This is a genomic window from Lichenicola sp., from assembly GCF_965198575.1.
In the GTDB taxonomy this organism is placed as follows: Bacteria; Pseudomonadota; Alphaproteobacteria; order Acetobacterales; family Acetobacteraceae; genus Lichenicola.
Window position 1 is genome coordinate 2,471,906 of record NZ_OZ240671.1, and the last position, 22,695, is coordinate 2,494,600.

Annotated in this window: 18 protein-coding genes; 6 read left to right on the top strand and 12 right to left on the bottom strand. The window is 70.1% G+C overall.

What is annotated here, in order from left to right:
- Positions 1 to 9: 9 nt before the first annotated feature.
- The 3 genes from ACOEQ2_RS11190 to ACOEQ2_RS11200 all read right to left on the bottom strand — a co-directional run bounded on the left by ACOEQ2_RS11190 (position 10) and on the right by ACOEQ2_RS11200 (position 2,842).
- Positions 10 to 645: a glutathione S-transferase family protein gene (locus tag ACOEQ2_RS11190; RefSeq protein ID WP_419728063.1), complete on the bottom strand. Its 636-nt coding sequence runs from the start codon at positions 643 to 645 to the stop codon at positions 10 to 12.
- Between the two features lie 75 nt (positions 646 to 720).
- Complete coding sequence (gene alr / locus ACOEQ2_RS11195) at positions 721 to 1,836, bottom strand: alanine racemase (protein ID WP_419728064.1); 1,116 nt, start codon at positions 1,834 to 1,836, stop codon at positions 721 to 723.
- Positions 1,829 to 2,842 (bottom strand): NAD(P)/FAD-dependent oxidoreductase, encoded by a 1,014-nt coding sequence (locus ACOEQ2_RS11200; protein ID WP_419728065.1) that lies wholly within the window; start codon positions 2,840 to 2,842, stop codon positions 1,829 to 1,831. Before ACOEQ2_RS11200 ends, alr begins: the two co-directional genes overlap by 8 nt.
- A gap of 83 nt (positions 2,843 to 2,925) precedes the next feature.
- On the opposite strand from ACOEQ2_RS11200, the gene tsaE reads away from it, so the two are divergent.
- From tsaE to trxA, 5 genes are all read left to right on the top strand, one after another.
- Complete coding sequence (gene tsaE, locus ACOEQ2_RS11205) at positions 2,926 to 3,549, top strand: tRNA (adenosine(37)-N6)-threonylcarbamoyltransferase complex ATPase subunit type 1 TsaE (protein WP_419728066.1); 624 nt, start codon at positions 2,926 to 2,928, stop codon at positions 3,547 to 3,549.
- Positions 3,546 to 4,304, top strand: coding sequence for a nucleotidyltransferase family protein (locus tag ACOEQ2_RS11210; protein ID WP_419728067.1), 759 nt, complete (start codon positions 3,546 to 3,548; stop codon positions 4,302 to 4,304). Before tsaE ends, ACOEQ2_RS11210 begins: the two co-directional genes overlap by 4 nt.
- A gap of 11 nt (positions 4,305 to 4,315) precedes the next feature.
- Complete coding sequence (addB, locus tag ACOEQ2_RS11215; RefSeq protein ID WP_419728068.1) at positions 4,316 to 7,498, top strand: double-strand break repair protein AddB; 3,183 nt, start codon at positions 4,316 to 4,318, stop codon at positions 7,496 to 7,498.
- On the top strand, positions 7,495 to 11,142 hold the full coding sequence (addA, locus tag ACOEQ2_RS11220) for a double-strand break repair helicase AddA (RefSeq protein ID WP_419728069.1): 3,648 nt from the start codon (positions 7,495 to 7,497) through the stop codon (positions 11,140 to 11,142). The genes addB and addA overlap by 4 nt, the downstream gene beginning before the upstream one ends.
- Positions 11,143 to 11,234: 92 nt before the next feature.
- Positions 11,235 to 11,564, top strand: a complete 330-nt coding sequence (gene trxA, locus ACOEQ2_RS11225; RefSeq protein WP_419728070.1) for a thioredoxin TrxA — start codon at positions 11,235 to 11,237, stop codon at positions 11,562 to 11,564.
- Positions 11,565 to 11,582: 18 nt separating this feature from the next.
- Here trxA and ACOEQ2_RS11230 read toward each other — a convergent pair whose 3' ends face one another.
- From ACOEQ2_RS11230 to dxs, 6 genes are all read right to left on the bottom strand, one after another.
- Positions 11,583 to 12,458, bottom strand: a complete 876-nt coding sequence (locus tag ACOEQ2_RS11230) for a CHAD domain-containing protein (RefSeq protein WP_419728071.1) — start codon at positions 12,456 to 12,458, stop codon at positions 11,583 to 11,585.
- A 223-nt stretch (positions 12,459 to 12,681) separates the two neighbouring features.
- A complete protein-coding gene (gene hpnK, locus ACOEQ2_RS11235) occupies positions 12,682 to 13,515 on the bottom strand; it encodes a hopanoid biosynthesis-associated protein HpnK (RefSeq protein WP_419728072.1) in 834 nt (277 codons plus the stop codon).
- 22 nt (positions 13,516 to 13,537) lie between these two features.
- Positions 13,538 to 14,962 carry a hopanoid biosynthesis associated radical SAM protein HpnJ gene (hpnJ, locus tag ACOEQ2_RS11240; protein WP_419728073.1) on the bottom strand — a complete coding sequence of 475 codons (1,425 nt, stop codon included), beginning with the start codon at positions 14,960 to 14,962 and terminating at the stop codon, positions 13,538 to 13,540.
- A 124-nt stretch (positions 14,963 to 15,086) separates the two neighbouring features.
- Positions 15,087 to 16,265, bottom strand: a complete 1,179-nt coding sequence (gene hpnI / locus ACOEQ2_RS11245) for a bacteriohopanetetrol glucosamine biosynthesis glycosyltransferase HpnI (protein ID WP_419728074.1) — start codon at positions 16,263 to 16,265, stop codon at positions 15,087 to 15,089.
- A gap of 115 nt (positions 16,266 to 16,380) precedes the next feature.
- On the bottom strand, positions 16,381 to 17,031 hold the full coding sequence (locus ACOEQ2_RS11250; protein WP_419728075.1) for an ABC transporter substrate-binding protein: 651 nt from the start codon (positions 17,029 to 17,031) through the stop codon (positions 16,381 to 16,383).
- Positions 17,032 to 17,036: 5 nt separating this feature from the next.
- Positions 17,037 to 19,064, bottom strand: coding sequence for a 1-deoxy-D-xylulose-5-phosphate synthase (dxs, locus tag ACOEQ2_RS11255; RefSeq protein WP_419728076.1), 2,028 nt, complete (start codon positions 19,062 to 19,064; stop codon positions 17,037 to 17,039).
- A gap of 398 nt (positions 19,065 to 19,462) precedes the next feature.
- Here dxs and hpnH point away from each other — a divergent pair, with 398 nt between their 5' ends.
- On the top strand, positions 19,463 to 20,614 hold the full coding sequence (hpnH, locus tag ACOEQ2_RS11260; protein WP_419728077.1) for an adenosyl-hopene transferase HpnH: 1,152 nt from the start codon (positions 19,463 to 19,465) through the stop codon (positions 20,612 to 20,614).
- Positions 20,615 to 20,695: 81 nt separating this feature from the next.
- Here hpnH and ACOEQ2_RS11265 read toward each other — a convergent pair whose 3' ends face one another.
- The 3 genes from ACOEQ2_RS11265 to ccmA form a co-directional block, all read right to left on the bottom strand.
- A complete protein-coding gene (locus ACOEQ2_RS11265) occupies positions 20,696 to 21,127 on the bottom strand; it encodes a CBS domain-containing protein (RefSeq protein WP_419728078.1) in 432 nt (143 codons plus the stop codon).
- A 91-nt stretch (positions 21,128 to 21,218) separates the two neighbouring features.
- Complete coding sequence (gene ccmB, locus ACOEQ2_RS11270; protein ID WP_419728079.1) at positions 21,219 to 21,908, bottom strand: heme exporter protein CcmB; 690 nt, start codon at positions 21,906 to 21,908, stop codon at positions 21,219 to 21,221.
- Complete coding sequence (ccmA, locus tag ACOEQ2_RS11275; protein WP_419728080.1) at positions 21,905 to 22,537, bottom strand: heme ABC exporter ATP-binding protein CcmA; 633 nt, start codon at positions 22,535 to 22,537, stop codon at positions 21,905 to 21,907. Before ccmA ends, ccmB begins: the two co-directional genes overlap by 4 nt.
- Positions 22,538 to 22,695 lie beyond the last annotated feature (158 nt).

The following is a 22,695-nucleotide window of genomic DNA, read 5'->3' on the forward strand; positions in this document are numbered from 1 at the left end:
CCAGCGCCATCAGGCCGGGATCGCCATGCCGGCCTGCACCGCGGGACGCGCGCCGACCCGGGCCATCCAGTCCTGGATTGCCGGCTTGCCCGCCAGCCGGTCGCCGAGTGCGTCGGCCATCATCGTGGTTGCGCCGACCATCCACGGGTAGCTCGCCATGTCGGCGATCGTGTACTGCTCACCGCCGAGATAGGCCGACGCCTGCAGCCGACCTTCCAGAACACCGAGCAGGCGTCCGACTTCGGCGCCGAAGCGCTCGATCGCCGCCGGGTTCGGCGGGTCCTTCGACATCACCGCGAAGTAGGCGAACTGGCCCAGCATCGGTCCCAGGCCGCCGACCTGCCAGTACAGCCATTCCAGCGTCTTGAACCGCACCGGCCCGGCAGGCTCGAGGAAACGGCCGCTACGTTCGGCGAGGTAGGTCAGGATCGCGCCGCTCTCGAAGATGGCGAGCGGACCACCGGCGGCGTCGGTGTCGACGATCGCCGGGATCTTGTTGTTGGGCGAGATGGCCAGGAATTCCGGGGTGAATTGCTGCTTCTGGGAGAAGTCGACCGGATGCAGCTTATACGGCTCCCCCAGCTCCTCCAGCATGATCGCCACCTTGCGGCCGTTCGGCGTCTTCCAGGTATGGAACTCGATCATGGCGGTGCTCCTCGGGCGGTATAGCGGGCCAGGCGACCCCGGGTTGCGGCAGCGGCGCCGTGTCGCGCCCAGCGGTCAAGTGGGGCCGTTCCAGGTGCGGTGGTAGCGCATCCCGAGCGAGGTGAGCATCTCGTAGCCGATCGTGCCGGCGGCGTCGGCTGCGTCCTCCAGGCGGCGGTGCGGCCCGATCAGGTCGAGCGGGGCACCCTCGACGGGCGGCTCGGCCAGGTCGGTCACGTCGACCGCCAGGCAGTCCATCGAGATCCGGCCGACGATCGGCAGCATCTCGCCCGCGGGCCCGCATGCCACGCCGCCCTGCGACGACCGCAGGAAGCCGTCCGCATAGCCGATCGCCACGGTGGCGATACGGGTCGGCCGGGTCGCCACGAACGTTGCACCATAGCCCACCCAGTCGCCGGGTTGGATCAGGCGCGTCTGCACCACGCGGCCCTGCAGCCTGACCACCGGGCGCATCGGATTGAGCTGCCCCGCCGTCGGTGGCACCCCGAACAGCGCGGCTCCGGGACGCACCATGTCGAGATGGAATGGCCGGCCCAGGAAGATGCCGGACGACGCGGCCAGGCTCGACGCTGCTGCCGGCAGCAACGGACGCAGGGCCTGGAAGCCGGCCAGCTGCATCGCATTCGCCGGATGGTCGGGGGTATCGGCGCAACCCAGGTGGCTCATCACCAGCCTGGTGTCGATGCCGGCGAACGGCTCCGGTTCGGAGGCCAGCCGTGCAAGATCGGCGGCGGCCAGACCGAAGCGCGACATCCCGGTATCGATCTGCAATGCCGCGGGAAGCCGCTGCCCGGCCATGACCGCGTGCGCCTGCCATTCCGCGATCTGCTCTGGGCTGTTCAGCACCGGCAGCAGGCGATGTGCGGCGAAGTCGGGCGCGGTGCCGGGTGGCAGGCCGTTCAGCACGAACACCGTCCGGTCGGGCAGCAGGCGACGCAGGGTCACCGCCTCGGCCAGGTGGGCGACGAAGAAGCTGCGACACCCGGCCGCGGACAGCGCCGGCGCCACCCGGTCGATGCCGAGCCCGTACGCGTCGGCCTTCACCACCGCGGCACACTCGGCCGGCGCCACCCGATCCGCCAGATCGCGCCAGTTGGCGACGATCGCGCCGAGATCGATCGACAGCCAGCCGCCGGCCCAGCCCGGGTTCACGTGCGCGTCTTCAGGCAACAGGTACGCCCTTGGTGGTGGAGTATTCGAAATGCAGCGCCTGCTCCGGGCGGACGATCGGATGGATCGCGTGTGCCGCCATCGCCGCCTCGCTGAACCCCTGCAGGATGAGCTTGAGCTTGCCGGGGTAGGTCGCGACGTCGCCGATCGCGAACACTCCCGGCAGGGTGGTTTCCAGCGTCGAAGGGGTGACCGGGATCAGGGTGTGCAGGCCGGTCTGCAGGCCCCAGTTGGCGATCGGGCCGAGATCGGTCGCGAGCCCGAAGAACGGCAGCAGCCGGTCGGCATCCAGCGTCCGGATCTCGCCATCCAGCGTGGCCACCGTCACGCCCGACAGCACGCCGTTCTCGCCGGTAAGGCCGTGCAGCTGATACGGCACCACCTTCTCGATCTCGCCGCGCGCGTGCGCCCGGTCGAGCCGGTCAAGGCTTTCGGGTGCTGCCCGGAAGCGGTCGCGGCGATGCACCAGCCATACCTTGGCGGCCACGTCACGCAATGACAGCGCCCAGTCCACGGCGCTGTCGCCGCCACCGGCGATCACCACCCGGCGGCCCCGGAACGACTCCCGCCGGCGCACGAAATACTGCACCGCGCCTGTCGACTCGAAGCTCTCGATGCCCTCCAGGGGCGGCCGATTCGGGCCGAACGCGCCGGCTCCGGCGGCGATGATCACCGCCTTCGCCGCCACCTCGTCGCCGGCGTCGGTGCGCAGCCGGAAGGCGCCGCGGAGGCCCGACAGCGACTCGACCCGCCGCCCGAGCAGCCGCGGCACTGCGAACGGCGCGAGCTGGCGCTCCAGCGATGCCACCAGGTCGCCGGCCTCGATCGCGGGGTGCGCCGGGATGTCGTAGATCGGTTTTTCCGGATACAGCGCGACACACTGTCCTCCGGCCTCCGACAGCGCGTCGATCAGCACGCACTCCAGGCGCAGCATGCCGCACTCGAAGGCGGCGAACAGGCCGGCGGGACCGGCGCCGACGATCGCCACATCGGTTTCGATCTGCATTGGCCCGATCTCCTGCACGCCACCCGCCTGGTCTCGGCCCTGACACATTGTGGAGCAAGGTGGGGCTACGGCAAGATGGCGGGATGAACGCGGGCCGGATACGCGAGCTACCTGACCTTGAAAGTACCGAGGCGCTCGGGCGTGCGCTGGGACGTGTCTTGCGTCCCGGAGACTGCGTGCTGCTGGAGGGACCGCTCGGCGCCGGCAAGACCGCACTGGCGCGTGCGTTGCTGCGCGCGGCCTGCGGCGATCCCGGCATGGAGGTGCCGAGCCCGAGCTACACGCTGGTCCAGGCCTACGACGGTGCCGGCTTCCCGATCGCCCATTTCGACCTGTGGCGGCTGAGCGTCCCGGAACCGACCGGGGGTCGCGACGGTGCCGGTGCGGTTGCTGGTCGTGACGGCGCTGGGGCGCTTGGGGGTCGTGACGGCGCTGGGGCGCTTGGCAGTCGTGACGGCGCTGGGGCGCTCGAGGAGCTCGGCTGGGACGAGGCGCGGGTGGGTGCGGTGCTGGTGGAATGGCCTGACCGTCTCGGAGCACTCGCCCCCGCGGACGCACTGCGCCTGACCCTGGAGCTGATGCCGGACCCCGGTGCCGCGGCACCCGATGCGCTCGATGCGCTGGATGCGTCCCGCCGGGTGATGCTGCAGGGCTGGCCGGACCGCCTGCCGGCGGTGCTGGCCGGGCTCGGGCACGTCCGCGCATGAGTGTGAGCGTCCGGCGCGCGATGATCCTTGCCGCCGGCCTCGGCACCCGGATGCAGCCGCTGACCGGCACCACGCCGAAGCCGCTGCTGTCGGTGGCCGGCCGGTCGCTGCTCGACCACGCGTTGGACCGGCTGCACGAGATCGGCGTCGAGAGCGTGGTGGTGAACGCGCACTGGCTCGGCAACCAGGTGGCCGACCGTCTGCGAGCCCGTGCGGCGCAGGCGGGCTCCCGTCCGGAGACCATCCTGCAGTCCGAACCCGACCTGTTGGATACCGGCGGCGCCGTGCTGGAAGCTCTGAACTCCGGTGCACTCTCGCGGGAGTCGCCGTTTCTGGTGCTGAACGGCGACAGCTTCTGGCTCGACGGTCCGCGCCCGGCGCTGCAGCGACTCGCAGACGGGTTCGACGAGAGCTCGACCGACGCGCTGCTGCTGGTGGCGCGCACCGCGTCTGCGATCGGCGAGGTGGGTGCGGGCGATTTCGCGATCGACGAGGACGGCCGGCTGCGGCGCCGGCAGGAGAACGAGATCGTGCCGTACATGTTCGCTGGCGTGCAGCTGCTGTCGCCGGCGCTGTTCCAGGGCATCCGCCATGGCAGCTTCAGCATGAACGCGCTGTGGGACGAGGCGATCGCCGGCGGCCGGATCCGTGCGATGGTGCATGACGGTCCCTGGTTCCACCTGTCGCGCCCCGCCGACATCGCCGAAACCGAGCGCGCCCTGCGGGACCCGCTCTTCGGGCCGCCCAACACCTGACCCGAGGCCGCATGCAGATGGCACCCAGGCTGGCTCTCGTCGCGCAGAACCTGCCGTTCCTCGACGTGATCGCCACGCGCTGGATCGCCCAGGCGTCTGCCTCGGGGGGTGCGGATGATCCGTTGGCGCTGGCCCGCGGCATCATCCTGCTGCCGACCCGCCGTGCTGCGCGGGCGCTGTCGGAGGCGTTCCTGCGGGTTGCCGACGGCCGGGTGATGCTGCTGCCGCGGATCTCGGCGATCGGGGCACTCGACGAGGCGCCGCTGGCACTGGGCGGCTGGCTCGACCTGGCCCCTGCGATCGAGCCGATGCGCCGGCTGGCGTTGCTGAGCGGGCTGGTGCTGAAGGCCGGGCGGCAGTTCGGTACCGCGCCGACGCTGGACCAGGCCTGGCCCTTGGCGCAGGCGCTGGCCGACCTGATGGACGAGGCGGAGCGCGCCGAGTGCGACCTGGCGCGGACCCTGCCGGACGCGGCGGAGGGGTTCGCGCAGCACTGGCAGGACACGCTGCGGTTCCTGCAGATCGTCACCGCCGCCTGGCCGCAATGGCTGGCCGAGAACGGGCTGGGCAATCCGGCAGCACGGCAGATGGCGCTGCTGCGGGCCCAGTCGGAGGCATGGGCGCAGGATCACGCGGCTCCCCCGATCTGGGCTGCCGGCTTCACCACGGCCAATCCGGCAGTGGCGGCACTGCTGCGGGCGATCGGCGGCATGCCGCACGGGCAGGTCGTTCTTGCGGGTGTCGACGAGCAGCTGGCCGATGCCGACTGGGAGACGCTGCCCGACAGCCATCCGCAGGCCGGTTTCGCGCGTCTGCTCGACCGGATCGGCGCCAGGCGTGGCGACCTGCAGCACTGGGACGGTGCTGCGGAAATGGTCACCTGCTCCACCGGACGGGTGCGGATGCTGTCACGCGCGCTCTTGCCGGAGCAGGCGCTGGGGGACTGGCTGGATGATCGCGGAGCGTCGAGTCAGCATGATCGCGGAGCGTCGGATCAAAATGATCGCGGGGCGTCGGGTCAAAATGATCGCGGAGCGTCGGATCAAAATGATCGCGGGGCGTCGAGTCAGCATGATCGCGGAGCGTCGGATCAGCATGATCGCGGAGCGTTGGATCAGCATGACCGCAGCAGCCCGTCAGACATCGACGGCATCAGCCGCCTGCACACCGCCGACCAGCAGGAGGAAGCCGCCGCGATCGCGTTGGTGCTGCGGGCGGCACTCGAGGTTCCGGGTCGGCGGGCCGCGCTGGTAACACCCGATCGGGCGCTGGCCAACCGGGTCGGCGTCGAGCTGTCGCGCTGGGGCGTGGCGGTCGATGACAGCGCCGGCGAGCCGCTGGTCTCGACGCCACCGGCGATGCTGTTGCGGCTCCTGGCGGAAGCGGTATCGGAGGGTCTGGCTCCGGTGGCGCTGCTGTCGCTGCTGAAGCATCCGCTCGCGGCCGCAGGCGCGGCTCCTGCGGAATGCCGTCGGCAGGCGCGTGCACTCGAACTGCTCTGCCTGCGGGGGCCGGCACCGACTCCCGGCGTCGACGGCCTGCGCGACGCGGCCCGGCAGGCGGCAGAGGACCCGCGGGCGCCGCGCCCGCTGGCCGACGTGCCGGCGTTTCTCGACCGGGTGTTCCGCTGCCTGTCGCCGCTGCTGCTGGTCTCGTCGCTGCCGGCGGCGGAACCTGGCCAGCTGCTGCGGGCGCTGCTGCAAGCCGCGGAAGCGCTGGCCACGACCGACCAGGAGCCCGGTGCCGCAATTCTCTGGGCAGGCGAGGAGGGCAACGCCCTGGCGCTGCACCTGTCCGAGCTCGGCGACGCGCTGGACGGCCTGCCGGAGCAGACGCCCGGCACCCTCGCCGGACTGCTGGAGGCATCGCTCGCCGGCATCGCGGTGCGCAGCCGCCGGGTGCTGCGTGGCCTGCCGGAGGGTGCTGCGGAGCATCCGCGGCTGTTCATCTGGGGGCTGCTCGAGGCGCGGCTGCAGACCGTCGAGCTGATGGTGCTGGGTGGGTTGACCGAGACCGTGTGGCCGCCGGCCGTCGATCCGGGGCCGTGGATGAGCCGGCCGATGCGCGCCCGGGTCGGGCTGCCGGCGCCCGAGGAGGCGGTCGGCCAGGCGGCACACGATTTCCTGTCGGCCTGCTGTGCGGCACCCGAGATCGTGCTGTCGTGCCCGTCCCGCCGGGAGGGTGCGCCCGCGGTGCCGGCACGCTGGCTGGTGCGGCTGGATGCGTTCCTCGCCGGTCGCGGCCTCGTGCTGCCGGCGCACCCGGCGAGCTCGTGGTTGCGGCGGCTGGACCAGCCGGAGGGTGCCGCGGTGCCGGTGCGGCCACCATCTCCCATGCCGCCGGTGGCGTTGCGGCCGCGTCGCCTCAGCGTCACCGAGATCGAGACCTGGATGCGCGACCCGTATGCCGTGCATGCCAAGCACGTGCTGCGCCTGCGCCCGCTCGGCGCCCTGGAGGAGCCCGCGGACGCCGCCGATTACGGCACCATCGTGCATGACGGGCTGGCGAAGTTCCTCGACGCGCACCCGGGCCGGTGGCCGGCCGATGCCGCGGTCGGCCTCGCGCACGCATTCGATGCCGAGCTCGATGACCAGGGCTTGCGGCCAGCGTTGGCGGCGTGGTGGCGGCCGCGGCTGGCGCGGATCGCCGGCTGGGTGGCGCGGACCGAAGCCGAGCGGCGGGCCATCGCCGCACCTGCGGAGCTGCGCACCGAGATCGCCGGCCGGTCGACCATCGAGGGGTTGCCCGGCGGCCCGTTCACGCTCAGCGGCCGCGCCGACCGGATCGAGAAACGCGCCGACGGCACGCTTGCGCTGTTCGACTACAAGACCGGCACGCTGCCGAGCGATCGGTCGGTGCAGGCCGGCTGGTCGTCGCAGCTGGTGCTGGAGGCGGCGATGGCGCTGCACGGTGCGTTCGGCCCGGAGCTGCAGGCGCAGGCCAGCGAGATCGTCTATTGGAAGCTCTCGGGCGGGGCGACGCCGGGCGAGGAACGCAGGCCGCTCGAGGGTGACGCGTTGCAGGCGCTGGTCGAGCGCAGCTGGCACGCGCTGGCAGCCCTGGTCGCTGCCTACGACCAGCCGGACCAGCCCTATCTGTCGCATCCGCGGCCGGACTGGGCGCCGGCCTATCCGGACTACGCGCAATTGGCCCGGGTGGCCGAATGGAGCGCGGCGCGCGAGGACGGCGCATGACCAGCGTGCCCGAGACCGCGATCCAGCTTGCCAACCGGCAGCAGGGGCTGGCGTCGGATCCGGCGGTGTCGGCGTTCGTGTCGGCGTCGGCCGGCAGCGGCAAGACCAAGCTGCTGATCGACCGGCTGCTGCGGCTGATGCTGCCGCGTGCAGCACCCGACGACCCGCATGGTCGGCTGATCGCCGGTACCGATCCGGCGCGCATCCAGTGCCTGACCTTCACCAAGGCGGCGGCGGCGGAGATGTCGATCCGACTGCAGCGCGAACTCGGACGCTGGGTCACGCTGGATGACGCGGCGCTGGACCTGCGGCTGTCGGCACTCGGCTGCGGCTCGGGACCGGACGGCGCCATCGATGCCGGCCTGCGCCAGTCCGCCCGGGCGTTGTTCGCGCGCGTGCTGGACCTGCCGGGCGGCATGCGGATCGGCACCATCCACGCCTTCTGCCAGTCGCTGCTGCGCCGGTTCCCGATCGAGGCGGCGATTAGCCCGCATTTCCGCCTGGTCGAGGAGACCGACAGCCGGATCGCGCTCAACCGCGCCTGGGAAGAGGTGCTGAGCGCGCGGGCCGGCTCGTCCGAAGGTCGGGCGGCGCTGACCCTGCTGGCGGGTCAGGTCAATGCGTCCGAGGTCGCCCGGCTGGTGCGCCGGCTGCAGGAAAAAGCGCCCCTGCTGGCGGACGCGCTCGACCTGCTGGAGCAGGATCCGGACGGGCTCGAGACGCGGCTGCGGGCGATCGCCGGCATCGTCCATGCCGACGAGAATGCCTGTCTGATGGCCTCGACCGAGCTGCCGGACGAGCCCCGCATGCAGCATTTGCTGCGGCTGGCGATGCAGGTCGGGCCGCCCGGCCTCAAGGCCACCGCCGGGCGCATCGCCGATTGGCTGGCCCGCAGCCATCCCGACCGGCACCAGGCCTGGGACGCCTGGCGCGAGCTGTTCCTGACCGCGGCCGGCGAGCCGCGCGCGTCCGGCGGTTTCGTGCGCGGCAAGGTCGCCACGTTGCATCCCGAGATCGCCGAGGCGCTGGTTGCGGAAGCCGAGCGGGTGGCGTCGGTGGACGATGCCTGCCGCGCGATCCGGATGGTGGCGCTGACCCTGGCGTTGCTGCGCATGGCGGGCCCGGTGCTGCGTCGCTACGCCGGCACCAAGCGTGAGCGCGGCCTGCTGGATTACGACGACCTGATCGCCCGCACGCTGGACCTGCTGCGCGAGCCGGGCTCGGCCTGGGTGCTGTACAAGCTCGATGGCGGCATCGACCATCTGCTGCTGGACGAGGTGCAGGACACCTCCGACCTGCAATGGCGCATCGCCGGCGCGCTCACCGAGGATTTCTTCAGCGGTGCCGGCGCCGATACCGAGCGGGCGCTGCCGCGCACGGTGTTCGCGGTAGGCGACTACAAGCAGTCGATCTACTCGTTCCAGGGCGCCGATCCGAAGGCCTTCCACGACTGGCACCAGCGCTTCCGATCGCGCGTGCAGGATGGCGGCCAGCAGTGGCGGGAGCCCGAGCTGAACGTGTCGTTCCGGTCGGTGGAGCCGGTGCTGACGCTGGTCGATGCGGTGTTCGCGAGTCCCGACGCGGCGGCCGGCGTGGTCGAGCCCGGCAGCACGGCGCCGGTGACGCACTATTCCGCCCGCGCGGACGCACCCGGTTGCGTCGAGCTTTGGCCGCTTGCACCGGCCGTGGTGGAGAACGGGGCCGAGCAGCCGGAGCCGGTAACGGACGATCCTTGGGTCGCGCCGGCGCGCAATCGCGGCCAGGCCTCGGCGCCGCAACGGCTGGCCGAGACGCTGGCACGCTGGATCGCCGGCGAGATCGGCCGGCCGCATTCGACCGGTGGCGCGAACCTGACCGCCGGCGACGTGCTGGTGCTGGTGCCGCGGCGCAGTCCGTTCGTGCGGGCGCTGATCCGGGCGCTCAAGGCGGAGGGCGTGCCGGTGGCGACGCTGGTGCGGACCGGCCTGGTCGACCAGATCGCCGTGCAGGACCTGATGGCGTTGTGCGACGTGCTGCTGCTGCCGCAGGACGACCTGACGCTCGGCTGCGTGCTGACCAGCCCGCTCGGCGGCCTGTCCGACGACAGCCTGATGGCGCTGGCGATCGGCCGCAGCGGCACGCTGTGGGAGGCGCTGCGCGAGCGCTCGGAGCAGCAGCCGGACTGGCGGCGCGCCTGGGGGATGCTGTCGACGCTGTTCGGCCGCGTCGATCACGTGTCGCCGCACGCTTTGCTCAGCGAGGCGCTGGGACGGCTCGGCGGCCGTGCCCGGCTGCTAGCACGGCTCGGTCCGGAAGCGGCGGAACCGGTGGACGAGCTGCTGTCGGCGGCACTGCGCCACGCGGACACTCATCCGCCGTCGCTGCAGGGTTTCCTGCACTGGCTGCGGCGATCCGAGGAGACCATCAAGCGGGAGCCTGACACGGCCGGTGACGCCGTGCGGGTGATGACCGCGCACGGTGCCAAGGGGCTGCAGGCGCGCCTCGTGGTGCTGCCCGACACCACCTCGATCGCCCCCACCGACGAGAATTTGCTGTGGAGCGACGCCGGCGGCCTGACGCTGCCGTTCTGGGTCCCGCGCGCCGATCTCGGTTCGGCACCGACCCGCCGGCTGCGCGACCGGATCCGCCAGGCGGCGCACGAGGAGAGCAACCGGCTGCTCTACGTGGCCCTGACCCGGGCCGCGGATCGCCTGGTGGTGTGTGGCTGGGAGCCCGGCCGAAAGAGCGCCACCGGTGCATCCCGGCTGCCGCCGGCCTGCTGGTATGAGCTGTGCCGGCAGGGCTTCGCGACCGCGGAGGCGTCGGCGGAACCGTTCGGGCTCGGCTGGCCGGGCGTGCGCCTGGTGCTGGAGCAGCGCGACTCGGCCGTCGCGCCCGCAGAACAATCGGCGCCCGAGGGCCGGGTCGATCCGGCGCTGCCGGAATGGATGGGCCGTGCACCAGCCTGGAGGCCGGCGTCACCTCCATCGGAACCCGACCTCCCGCGACCGCTGGCGCCCAGCCGTCCGGACGATGTCGGGTTGGGACCGGTGCCGGCATTGCGCTCGCCCCTCGATCGCGAACACGGCACGGCCGTCGGCGGGCGGGGCGGTCGTCTCGATGCGTTCCGTCGCGGCCGGCTGGTTCATGCATTGCTGCAGCATCTGCCGGGCGTCGCGGCGGCCGATCGGGAGGCGGCGGCCCGGCGCTTCCTGTCTGCAGGACCGGACGGGCTTCCGGCGGACGCGGCGGCCGGGCTGGCGACGCAGGTTCTGGCGGTGCTGGCGCACGATCTGCTGGCGCCGCTGTTCGACCCGGACGCCCTGGCCGAGCAACCGATCTCGGGGCTGGTCGGCGGTGTCGTGATCACCGGCCAGATCGATCGGCTGCGGGTGCTGCCGGACCGGGTGCTGGTCTGCGACTTCAAGACCAACCGGCGCACGCCGGCACGCCCGGAGGATGTTCCGGTGCCATACCTGCGTCAGATGGCGGCCTATCGCGCCCTGCTGACGGCATTGTATCCCGACCGCCGGATCGAGTGCGCCCTGGTGTGGACGCAGGAGACGGCAGTCATGCGCCTGCCCGGGTCTGTGCTCCTGCCGCATGCGCCCGGCACATACCGGAGTGGAGCCGGCGGGCCCCAGCCGGCATCCGGCACAGCTTGACCGCCAGCTCCGGACTGACCATTTCGAAACACGGCCTGTTGCACCGCGCGGAGTTTCGTGGCGGCCTGGCCAGACCGATCTAGGAGAGCGTGATGAGCGAGAACACGGTGGCCGTCACCGACGAGACCTTCGATGCCGACGTGCTGAAGTCGAAAGGCGCCGTGCTGGTCGATTTCTGGGCGACCTGGTGTGGCCCCTGCAAGATGATCGCGCCGGCGCTCGAGGAGATCGGTGCCGAGTTCAAGGACCAGCTCACCGTCGCCAAGGTCGATATCGACCAGAACCCGCTGACCCCGAACACCTATTCGGTGCGTGGCGTGCCGACGCTGATCCTGTTCAAGGACGGCAAGCCGGCCGCGACCAAGGTCGGCGCGTTGCCCAAGAGCCAGCTCAAGGAATGGGTTCGCCAGAACCTCGGCTGAGCGGCACCTGGCCTAGGCCTACCAGAACGACGGCATCGCCCGGAACTGGGTCCAGGCGGCAGGCAGCTCCTCCAGGGCGGTCTGCCGCCGGTCCGCAGCCCAGGCCTCGATCACCGCGCGCCCCGGCAGGTCGGGCAGGCGATGCACGAGTTCCGCGGCGGCAATGGCGTCGTTGAGCTGGCCGAGATCCTCCTGCAGCCGGCTCAAGGCCTGGCGATACGGCTTGGCGGTCTCGCGATCATGCAGGGCCTCCAGCATCTCGATGCCATAGCGCAGCGATTTCAATGCCTTGCGCAAGGCATGCCGCTCCTCGTCATCCTGTTCCGGGAGCCTGGAACCGCGGCGGCGCACCGTTCTTGCCAGCCCGTCGAGCAGCGGCGCCGCCTCCTGCTCGATGAGCCGCCCCGCCATCTTGCGCGGGAAGAAGGCGATCGGTTCGGCGCTCCAGTCCCTGATGTCGTGCAGGACCGCATCGGTGCGCGCGTCCTCGAGCAGCGCCCGCATGGCGGCATGCCTTTGCATCCGAGCGCGTTCTGCCGGCTCCAGCAACGTGGTGAGGGCATCGGCAAGGCCGGGCTGCGCCTTCTTCACGCCCGGCACGGTCTCGGTGACGAACACGTCCCAGTCGCGCGCATCGCCCAGGGTCCTGCCGAACCCGCGCAAGGCGTCGTTGAAGCCGTCGCGGGCGGCCGGGTTCAGATGCCGCCGGAACAGCTTCAGGGCGGAACGCAGCCGTCGCAATGCCACCCGCGCCTGGTGGATCGCCTCCGGGACGCCCGCGAGCGCATCGGTGCGGTGGGCATCGAGATGGTCCAGCCCCTCGGCGAGCACCAGGCGCAGGCTCTTGCCCAGCGTGTCGCCGACGGAAAGGGGAGGCGGCTCGGCCTTGCGCAAGAGTGTCACCTGATCAGCAGGGCGGGTCGGCATCACCTGGCAGGGGCGGCACGACGTCGCCAGGCGATGACCGTTCGTCGGTCGCCCCCAGCATAGCCGGGTCCCGCGATGAGCCAACGGGGAACATCATGACAATCGAGGGCAAGGCGGGCGACCCATGCCGTGTCAGGCAGCAGAGGCCCGTCGCAGGACAGGTGGGTGGCGATGCCGGCGGGAGATCGGCTCAGGCGTCCGGCCAGGTGACCTGTGCGGCGCCGGCCTCGCGCAGGGCCCGGGCGACCCGGGCACTGCACAACGTGGCCAGCTCGGCCTCATGCTCGTAATCGGGCATCAGCGTGTCGAGCAGCGCGTCGCGGCCGGCCGCGGGATGGAAATAGATCTCGCTGAACCCATCGGGGAGCTCCGCCGCCAGGCGAAGCAGGCGGGCTTCCGTCATGTGGCCGCTCCAGGCCAGGCCGAAGCAGCTGTCGTTGGTCGCGAGGCCTGCACGTCGCGCCTGCCTCCGGAGCAGCCGGGTCCAGGCTCGCAGCGCGCGGGCGCCGGCAGTGTCGGGTTCCTGCAGCGGTCCCGGCGGCTCGCAGGGGATGCGGATCGCGCGGAGGCCATGCCGGCGGCCGGCGCGGATCATCATCGCGCCGACGGTCGGGTGCAGGTGCATGTGCTTGTGGGCGTTGGCGTGGTCGAGCCGCAGGCCGCTGGCGGCGAACGCGGCGAACTGCGCCTCGATCTCGCGTGCCAGTTGCCGCCGCACGTCGGGCCTGAAGAAATAGCGCAGGCCCAGGGAGAGCTGGTCCGACGGGAACACCCCCTGTCGATCGACCAGACGGGGGATCTGCGCCGGCCGCAGCACCGCCGGCCCTTCGATCACCACGAGATGCAGCCCGACCCGCAAGTTAGGCATCCGCCGCGCTCGTTCTACCGCATCGGCTGCCGCTCCGCCTGCGACCATCAGGCTGGCGGTGCTCAGCAGGCCGTCGCGATGCGCCTGCTCGATCCCTTCGTTGACCGCGAGCGAGAGCCCGAAATCATCCGCCGAGATCAGCACGCGGCGCGACATCGCCGCGTGGATCCCGAAAGGTCTAGGCGGCGTGCCGGTCCCGCAGGAACTGGAAGAACTCGACGCCTTCGCGCAGGCGGCGCTTCATCATCTGCGGGCTGCGCACCATCTCGCCGACGATCGAGGCGATCTTCGGGGCCCGGAAATAGAACTTCCGGTAGAACACCTCGACGCTCTCAAAGATCTCGCTGTGGCTGAGATGCGGGTAGGTCAGCGGCGCGATCTGCACCCCGTTCTCGTCGATCAGCTCCGCATTCGCGGCATCGAGCCAGCCATTCTCGGTCGCCTGCTTGTGCAGGAAGGTGCCGGGATACGGGGCTGCCAGGGACACCTGCATGGTGTGCGGGTTGATCTCCTTGGCGAATTCGATGGTCTGCTGGATCGTCTCCTTGGTCTCCCCCGGCAGGCCCAGGATGAAGGTGCCGTGGATCTTGATGCCGAGCTCGTGGCAGTCCTTGGTGAACTGCTTCGCGACCTCGATCCGCATGCCCTTCTTGATGTTGTATAGGATCTGCTGGTTGCCGCTCTCGTAGCCGACCAGCAGCAGCCGCAGCCCGTTATCCTTCAGCACCTTGAGCGTGTCGCGCGGCACGTTCGCCTTGGCGTTGCACGACCAGGTGACGCCCAGCTTCCCGAGCTCGCGGGCGATCGCCTCGGCGCGCGGCAGGTCGTCGGTGAAGGTGTCGTCGTCGAAGAAGAACTCGCGGACCTGCGGGAACATCTTTTGCGCATGCGCGATCTCGGCCGCGACATGGGCCGGGGTGCGGGTGCGATAGACGTGTCCGCCGACGGTCTGCGGCCATAGGCAGAAGGTGCAACGGGATTTGCAGCCGCGGCCGCTGTAGATCGAGATGTACGGGTGCATCAGGTACCCGATGAAGTAGTCCTCGATATGCAGGTCGCGCTTGTACACGTCGGTGACGAACGGCAGCGTGTCCATGTCGTGGATCAGCTGGCGATCCTTGTTGTGGACGATCACGCCGTCGTTGTTGCGCCACGAGATGCCGTCGACGTCCTTCAGGTCACGCCCCTCGGCGATCTCCTTGCAGGTGAAGTCGAACTCGTTGCGGGCGACCCAGTCGATCGGCAGCCCCTTGACCAGGCTCTCCTCCGGCTGCACCGCGACCTTGGCGCCGACCATGCCGATCTTGAGGCTGGGCTTGGCGTCCTTGAGCATCTGCGCGACCTTCACGTCGGACGCGAAGGACGGGGTGGAGGTGTGCAGCACCACCATGTCGCGGGTCATGGCATCGGCCAGCACCGGCTCCATGCCCATGCGCGCGGGCGGGGCGTCGATCAGCCGGCTGTCCGGGATCAGCGCCGCCGGCTGGGCCAGCCAGGTCGGATACCAGAACGACTTGATCTCGCGCTTGGCCTGGTAGCGCGAGCCGGCGCCGCCATCGAAGCCGTCGAACGAGGGCGGCTGCAGGAACAGGGTCTTCATCATCGGGCAGGGCGTCCTCGGGTCGAGCAATGCGCTGACATGGGTCGAACGGGCAGCCGGGTCCAATACGCCCTGGCAGCCCCAGCGTCATCTAGTTCTTGCGGGTAAGGCGATTCACCGCGGCCGATCATGCGCCGGCATCCACGCCCGGCGCCAGCTCACGTCGTGTCTGCGCGAGGCTGACACGGTCCGGCAGCTGCATCGTCTGGCCACGCCAGGCGACCCGGCGTCCGGTGAAACTTGCCGCCATCACCGCCGCCGACAGCCAGTCGCGCAGCGGCAGCAGCAATACCGGAAGCGTCCTGGGCAGGCCCAGCATCCGGTCGATCAGCGCGCCGCACACGCCGCGGACCAGCCATGCCAGTGCCAATACGGCCCAGCTCCAGTGGGCGCCTTCGGCCAGCAGCACCGTCAAGGCTCCCCAGAAGAGCGGGAACTGGATTGCCGAGAGCGCATAGCCCAGCGGCTCGACGCTGCGCACCGTGCGGGCCCAACGAAGCTCGTGCAGGAACAGGTCGCGCACGCCGGTCTCGGCGGTCGTGGTGACGGTCATGACGTCGGCGATGGCGATCGAGCCACCCTCGGCGCGCACCATCTGGCCGAGCGCCGAGTCGTCGGCGATGTGGGGCGAGAGCGCCGGCAACCCGCCGATCGAGTCGAGCATGCGCCGGCTCAGCGCCATCGTGGCACCCAGGCAATCCTGGCGGCCGAGCAGCCGCGACATCAAAACACCCGGCAGGAAATTGTAGTTGAGCTGGCCGGCTGCGAGCCTGCGCGACATGCTCGGGCTGGCTGCACGACCGCCATACAGCGTCGTCACCAGGCCCACACCCGGCCGATGCAGCGCCTGCACCACCCGGCGCAGGTACCCCGGCTGGGCATGGATGTCCGAGTCCGAGATCACCAGCACATCATGCAACGCGTGCGGCAACATGTTGATGAGGTTGTCGATCTTGTGGTTGTCACCGTGCGGCGTCGAGTCGACGACCAGCATCAGGTCGAGGTCGGGGAAGCGTGCCTGCAGCCGCTTGACGACGGCGATCGCCGGGTCGCTGCGGCTCTGTACCCCGAACACGATCTGCAGCGTCGGATAGACCTGCATGCAGAAGCTCGCCAGCGCGTCCTCGAGCAGCGGCTCGTCGCCGTAGAGCGGCTTCAGCACCGTGACCGGCGGCAGGAACGATCCGCCGGCGCTGCCGGAGCGGTCAGGGAGTGCCGCGCGGCGGCCGAAGCTTGACAGCAATCCGGCGCCGATGATGGCCTGTACGCACCCCAGCCCGGCAATTCCGCCCGACACGACGCTCATGATGGCAGGGGTGTGCTGAAGCATCATGAGGCAGGTTGGGCCCTGGGCGGCGGTCGGGGGGTGACGATCGGATGACGGCGGTCGGACTTCTGGCGGTCGATCAGGCTCTGCTCGGTCAGCCCTCGGAGAAGGACTGCGTCTTCTTCTTCAGGCTGGCGATCAGCGGGGTAGCATCCCCCGAGGTCAGGCTGGAACCGAAATCGGCGCGCTGCACGGCGACCTGGCTGATGTTCCCGTTCAGCAGCACGTCGACCACCTGCCAGCCTGCCGGGCCTTGCCGCATCACGTAGTCGATCTGCGTGCCGGAGCCGCCGTCATGGCCACCGATCGTGCTGTGGACGATCTGCTCGCCGGGGATCGGCGAGGCGGTCGCCGCCGGATCCACGGTGAAGCTGTCGTTGCCCCCGGCGGCGAAGTTGGACACGTAGCGTGCCACCGTGAACTGCCGGAACTGCTCCAGGAGCTGCTGCTTCTGGGCGTCAGGGATGGTCCTGTAGCGCAGGCCGAGCGAGTTCTGCAGCACCGTCTGCAGGTCGAACGCCCGGTCGATCACCGGGGTCAGCAGCTGTACGCGCTGGCTGAACGGCGCCGTGGAATGCTCGACCTGGGTAAGCCCGGCATACAGGGCTGAGACCGTGGCCACGGGACCGGAGGTTGCCGGCTGGGTTGCGGAGGCTTGCGTCGCTTGCGCATGACCGAAGGAGGAGAGCGAAACCGTGCCCAGCATCGCCAGGCAGAGCCCCGTGAGGAGGTTCGTTGTGCGCATCAGGGTCAGGATGTCGGTGCCGAGCGGCTGAGCGGCAAGCCCCCTGCCGCCGCATCGCTGACACCCAGCGCGCCGAGTGCGGCCTGCACGATGTGGCGTGCGGACAGGCCGGCCTCGATGATCTGGGCGTTCGGAGTGTCGTGATCGATGAAGCGGTCGGGCAGGGTGAGCGGACGGACGCGCACCTGGTCGAGCAGGCCGGTGCGGGCCAGATGGTGCATCACGATCGAGCCGAAGCCGCCGGCGGCACCCTCCTCGATGGTGATCAGCACGGCATGGTCGCGGGCCAGGCGCTCGACCAGTTCGGTATCCAGCGGCTTGGCGAAGCGGGCATCCACCACGGTCGGCGGTAGGCCGCGCGCGGCGAGCTCGTCGGCGGCCTTGAGTGTCTCGGAGAGACGCGAGCCGAGGCTGAGCAGCGCGATGCCGCCCTGTTCGCGACCCTGCTGGCGTCCGGCCTCACGGAGCACCCGACCGCGACCGATCTCCAGGATCGAACCACGCGCCGGCAGCGGCTCCAGCCCGAAACCGTTGCCGCGCGGGTAACGGAAGGCGATCGGGCCGTCATCGAAGGCGGCCGCGGTGGCGGTCATGTGCAGCAGCTCGATCTCGTCGGCCGGCGCCATCAGGGTCATTCCGGGCAAGCAGCCGAGATAGTTCAGGTCGAAGCTGCCGGCATGGGTGGCGCCGTCGGCCCCCACCAAGCCGGCGCGGTCGATGGCGAAGCGCACCGGCAGGCCCTGCAGCACCACGTCATGCACGACCTGGTCGTAGGCACGCTGCAGGAACGTCGAGTAGATCGCGCAGAACGGCCGCAAGCCCTCGGTCGCCATGCCGGCGGCGAAGGTCACCGCATGCTGCTCGGCGATGCCGACATCGAAGAAGCGGTCCGGATAGGCCTTGGCGAACGCATCGAGCCCGGTGCCGGACGGCATCGCCGCGGTGATCGCCACGATCTTGGGGTCGGCGGCGGCGGCGGCGACCAGCTCGCGGCCGAACACCGCGGTGTAGGTCGGGGGTCCCGGGGGCGCCTTGGTCTGCTCGCCGGTGACGACGTTGAACTTGGCGACCGCGTGGTACTTGTCGCCCGAGGCTTCGGCCGGCGCGTAGCCGCGGCCCTTCTGGGTGATGACGTGCAGCAGCACGGGACCTGCTTCGTCGGCATCGCGCAGGTTGCGCAGCACGGGCAGCAGGTGGTCCATGTTATGGCCGTCGATCGGGCCGATGTAATAGAAGCCCAGCTCCTCGAACAGCGTGCCGCCGGTCAGCATGCCGCGGGCATACTCGTCGGCCTTCTTGGCGGTGCGCTCGATGCCGTTGGGCAGCCGGCGGGCCACCTTGCCGGCGAGATCTCGCAGGCTCAGGAACTTCTGGCTCGACAGCAGCCGGGTCAGGTAGGCCGACATCGCGCCCACCGGCGGGGCGATCGACATCTCGTTGTCGTTCAGGATGACGATCAGCCGGGCCTTCGACGAGCCGGCATTGTTCATCGCCTCGTAGGCCATGCCGGCCGAGATCGAGCCGTCGCCGATCACCGCGATGACGTGCCGGTCGGCGACCGTGGCGGCACCCTGGGCCTCGAGGATGTCGTGCGCCACCGCCATGCCGAGGCCGGCCGAGATCGAGGTGGAGGAATGCGCCGCGCCGAACGGGTCGTACTCGCTCTCCGACCGGCGGGTGAAGCCGGACAGGCCGCCGGGCTGGCGCAGCGTGCGGATGCGGTCGCGGCGCTCGGTCAGGATCTTGTGCGGGTAGGTCTGGTGGCCGACATCCCAGATCAGACGGTCGCTGGGGGTGTCGAACACCGCATGCAGCGCAACCGTCAGCTCGACGACGCCGAGCGACGCGCCCAGATGGCCGCCGGTGATCGATACGGCGTCCAACGTCTCGCCACGCAACTCGTCCGCCACCTGGCGCAACTGCTCGGCCGAGAGGTTGCGGAGGTCACGCGGCGACGAGACGCGGTCGAGAAGCGGGTAGCGCGAATTCATACCCGGAAGATCCAATTCGTCCATGTCCACTGAAGTGTCCATTCGCGCCGGCTGCATCGGGCCCGGTGGCGGCCGTCGTCCGGTCTGGTTCGGGGCGCCGAGCCGTGGCTGGTCACGGATACGCCCAATGCAGCATCCTTTAGAACCAAGCGACGCCGACCGACAGGGGTCCAGGTGCATCCTGTTGCAGAATTGCCATGCCGAAGCAGCTGCCGCGTTTGCTGCCGGAACAGTGAATGCCCTATAGCTATGCGTCTATTCAGCGTTTCACGCCATCCAGCGCCCATCATCGTCGATCTGGTCTCGTTTCCGTGATTGTTGGCAGACTGGTTTGCCCCCATCATTGATGACACGAGATCGGCGATGCGCGGGCGATCGACCGTGGCGCACCCGAGCAGATGATCCGGCGCTCGCCGGAAGGTTTAGGAGAACACGTTCGCATGGCCGTTCCGATCATGCAGGCTGTCCGAGTCGGCGCCTACGTCGTCAAGCAGCACCTCAAGAAGCGCCAGCGTTACCCGCTGGTTCTGATGCTCGAGCCGTTGTTCCGCTGCAACCTGGCGTGTGCCGGCTGCGGCAAGATCGACTATCCGGCGCCGATCCTGAACCAGCGCCTGTCGGTGCAGGAGTGCCTCGACGCCGATACCGAGTGCGGCGCGCCGGTCATCGCCGTCGCCGGCGGTGAGCCGCTGCTGCACAAGGAGATGCCCGAGATCATCGCCAAGCTGCTGGCGCGCAAGAAGTATGTGTATCTCTGCACCAACGCGCTGCTGCTCGAGAAGAAGCTCGACGACTACAAGCCGAACCCGTTCTTCTCGTGGGACGTCCATCTCGATGGCGACCAGGCCATGCACGACGCGTCGGTCTGCCAGGACGGCGTCTATGACCGGGCCGTGGCGGCGATCCGCGAGGCCAAGAAGCGTGGCTTCAGGGTCTCGATCAACTGCACCGTGTTCGACGGCGCCAAACCCGAGCGGCTGGCGAAGTTCTTCGACGAAGTCATGGCGATGGGCGTCGACGGCATCATGACCGCGCCGGGCTATGCCTATGAGCGCGCTCCCGATCAGGCGCACTTCCTGAACCGCCAGAAGACCAAGCAGCTGTTCCGCGACACCTTCCGTCTCGGCAAGGGCAAGAAGTGGAAGTTCACCCAGTCGCCGCTGTTCCTGAACTTCCTCGCCGGCAACGAGACCTACCACTGCACCCCCTGGGGCAAGCCGCTGCGCAACGTCTTCGGCTGGCAGAAGCCCTGCTACCTGCTGGGCGAAGGCTACGCGGCGACCTTCAAGGAGCTCATGGAGGACACCGCCTGGGAGCAGTACGGCACCGGCAACTACGAGAAGTGCGCCGATTGCATGGTCCATTCGGGCTACGAGTCGAGTGCGGTGATCGACGCCGTGAAGCGGCCGCTGCACATCCTGAAGGTGGCGCTCAAGGGTCCGCAGACCGAGGGCGAGATGGCTCCCGAGATCTCGCTCGCGAACCAGCGGCCGGCCGAATACAACTATAACGAGCACGTCGATGCGCGGGTGAAGGAACTCGCCATCAAGAAGGCGGCGACCCGCAAGGTCGTGGTCGAGCCCGCCGAATAGGTCTCGGACCGACTTTTTCCCGGTTCGATGCGGCGGCTCCTGAGGGAGCCGCCGTTTTCGTTCGTGCCCGGTCGGCGCGTGTCAGCCCTGCATGCGCGAGATGTCGAGCAGCGTCGCCGCCTCGAGCTCTTTTTCCTGGAGCCGGTGCCGCACCAGGTCGCGGATGCTGACGATCCCGCACATGCTCTCGCCTTCCATGACCGGCAGGTGCCGCACGTTGCGCTGGCTCATCACCGCCAGGACCTGATCCAGCCGGTCCTCCTTGCGGCAGGTGATCACCGGCGAGGTCATGGCCGAGCTCAGCGTGCTGTCGAGGGCAGCGTGGGCCTCGCGGGCGAGCAGCTTGACCAGGTCGCGCTCGGAGAAGATGCCGACGACACGGCCCCTGTCCTCGATGACGACGGCGCCGATCCGCCGCTCCGCCATGAGGGCGATCGCCGCCGAGACCCGTCTTTCGGGCCGCAGCTTGGCGACATCGTGACCCTTCATATCCAGAATCGTCTCGATCAACATGGTTCGCAATTCCTCTCGTGCCGTCTTGACGTGGCTGCGGTCGGGCGGTTCCGCCAGCACCGGGTCCGACGGGTGACCCCGATGTTGCAGTTCATTCCAATGCAGCCTTCAGGCCAGCCCCGGCAGCCAGCGGGCAGAGTGGCGCCGCAAGTGCCAGGAACGCGCCGAGCAGCAGCAGGTCGGGATGCCAGTCGAGACCAGCCTGCGCCGCATCGACCGCCGCCGCGCCGAAAATCAGCGCCGGCGTGGCCAGCGGCAGCACCAGCAGCGGCAACAGCACCCCCGCCCGCCTGGCACCACACACCACCGCTGCGGCCATGCCGCCGATCAGGGATAGTACCGCGGTGCCGAGCAGGAGCCCTGCCAGCAGCACCGGGATCGCGGCCGGCCCGAGCCCCAACATGACCGCGAGCGGGGCGGCGGCGAGCAGCAGCGGCAGCCCGGTGGTGAGCCAGTGGGCGCAGATCTTGGCCAGCGTGATCGCCGGCGCCGGCAGGCCCACGAGCATGAGCTGGTCGAGCGAGCCGTCCTCGAGATCGGCGCCGAACAGCCGATCCAGCGGCAGCAGGGCCGCCAGCAGCGCACACACCCAGACGATGCCGGGCGCCATCCGGGCCAGCAGCGCCGGCGACGGCCCGAGTGCTAGCGGGAACAGCGCGCCGGCCAGCAGGAAGAACAGCACCGCGGCCAGGGTGTCCGACGCGTGGCGCCACGAGAGCACCAGGTCGCGCATCAGCACTGCGTTGAAGCGGGTAAGGGCGCCGGCGGTGGCGGCGGTCATGCGCCGAGCGCCAGGTGACGCACTTCCGGCATCGGCAGCCCGACATGGGTGGTGGCGATCACCATGCCGCCGTGCGCGCGATGCGACGCGAGCACCGTGCCGAGCCGATCGAGGGCGGCGTCGTCCAGGCCGAGCGAGGGCTCGTCGAGCAACCAGAGCGGGACCGCTTCCAGCAGCACCCGCGCCAAAGCCGCACGCCGTCGCTGGCCGGCCGAGAGCAGCCGGACGGGCAGGTCGGCAAGGTCCGAAAGCCCATACGCGCCAAGCGCGGCCAGGGGATCGCCGCCGCCAAGACGGGCCGTGAGCCGCAGGTTCTCGCGGACAGTAAGGCCGGGCTTCAGCGCGTCCTGGTGGCCCAGATAGGCAAGCCTGGCGGCATGGCGGCTGAGGTCGTCGGAGATGTCGGCGCCGTCCCACTCGATCCGGCCAGCGGCAAGCGGGCAAAGGCCGGCGATGGCGCGCAACAGGGTGGACTTGCCGGCGCCGTTCGGACCGGTGAGCAGCAGCGCCTCGCCTGGTGCGAGCTGCAGGTTGATGCCGTCGAGCACCAGCCGGTCGGAGCGCAGCACCACCAGTGCCGCCGCGCGCAGCCCGATGGGAGGAGACGGGGCCGCTGGAGCGAGGATCATGGACTCCCCGGGGCAGGGCTGCGGGCGCGTCGGCTTGTTTCGGACGGTCGCCACGGTATGTTCTAAGCGGAATGTGAATTCAAGCCGCGCCCCTGCCGTCCGTATCGCCGCTCTCTCGGTGCCTCGGACGCCGCACGGCGACGGCAGGCACGGACAGC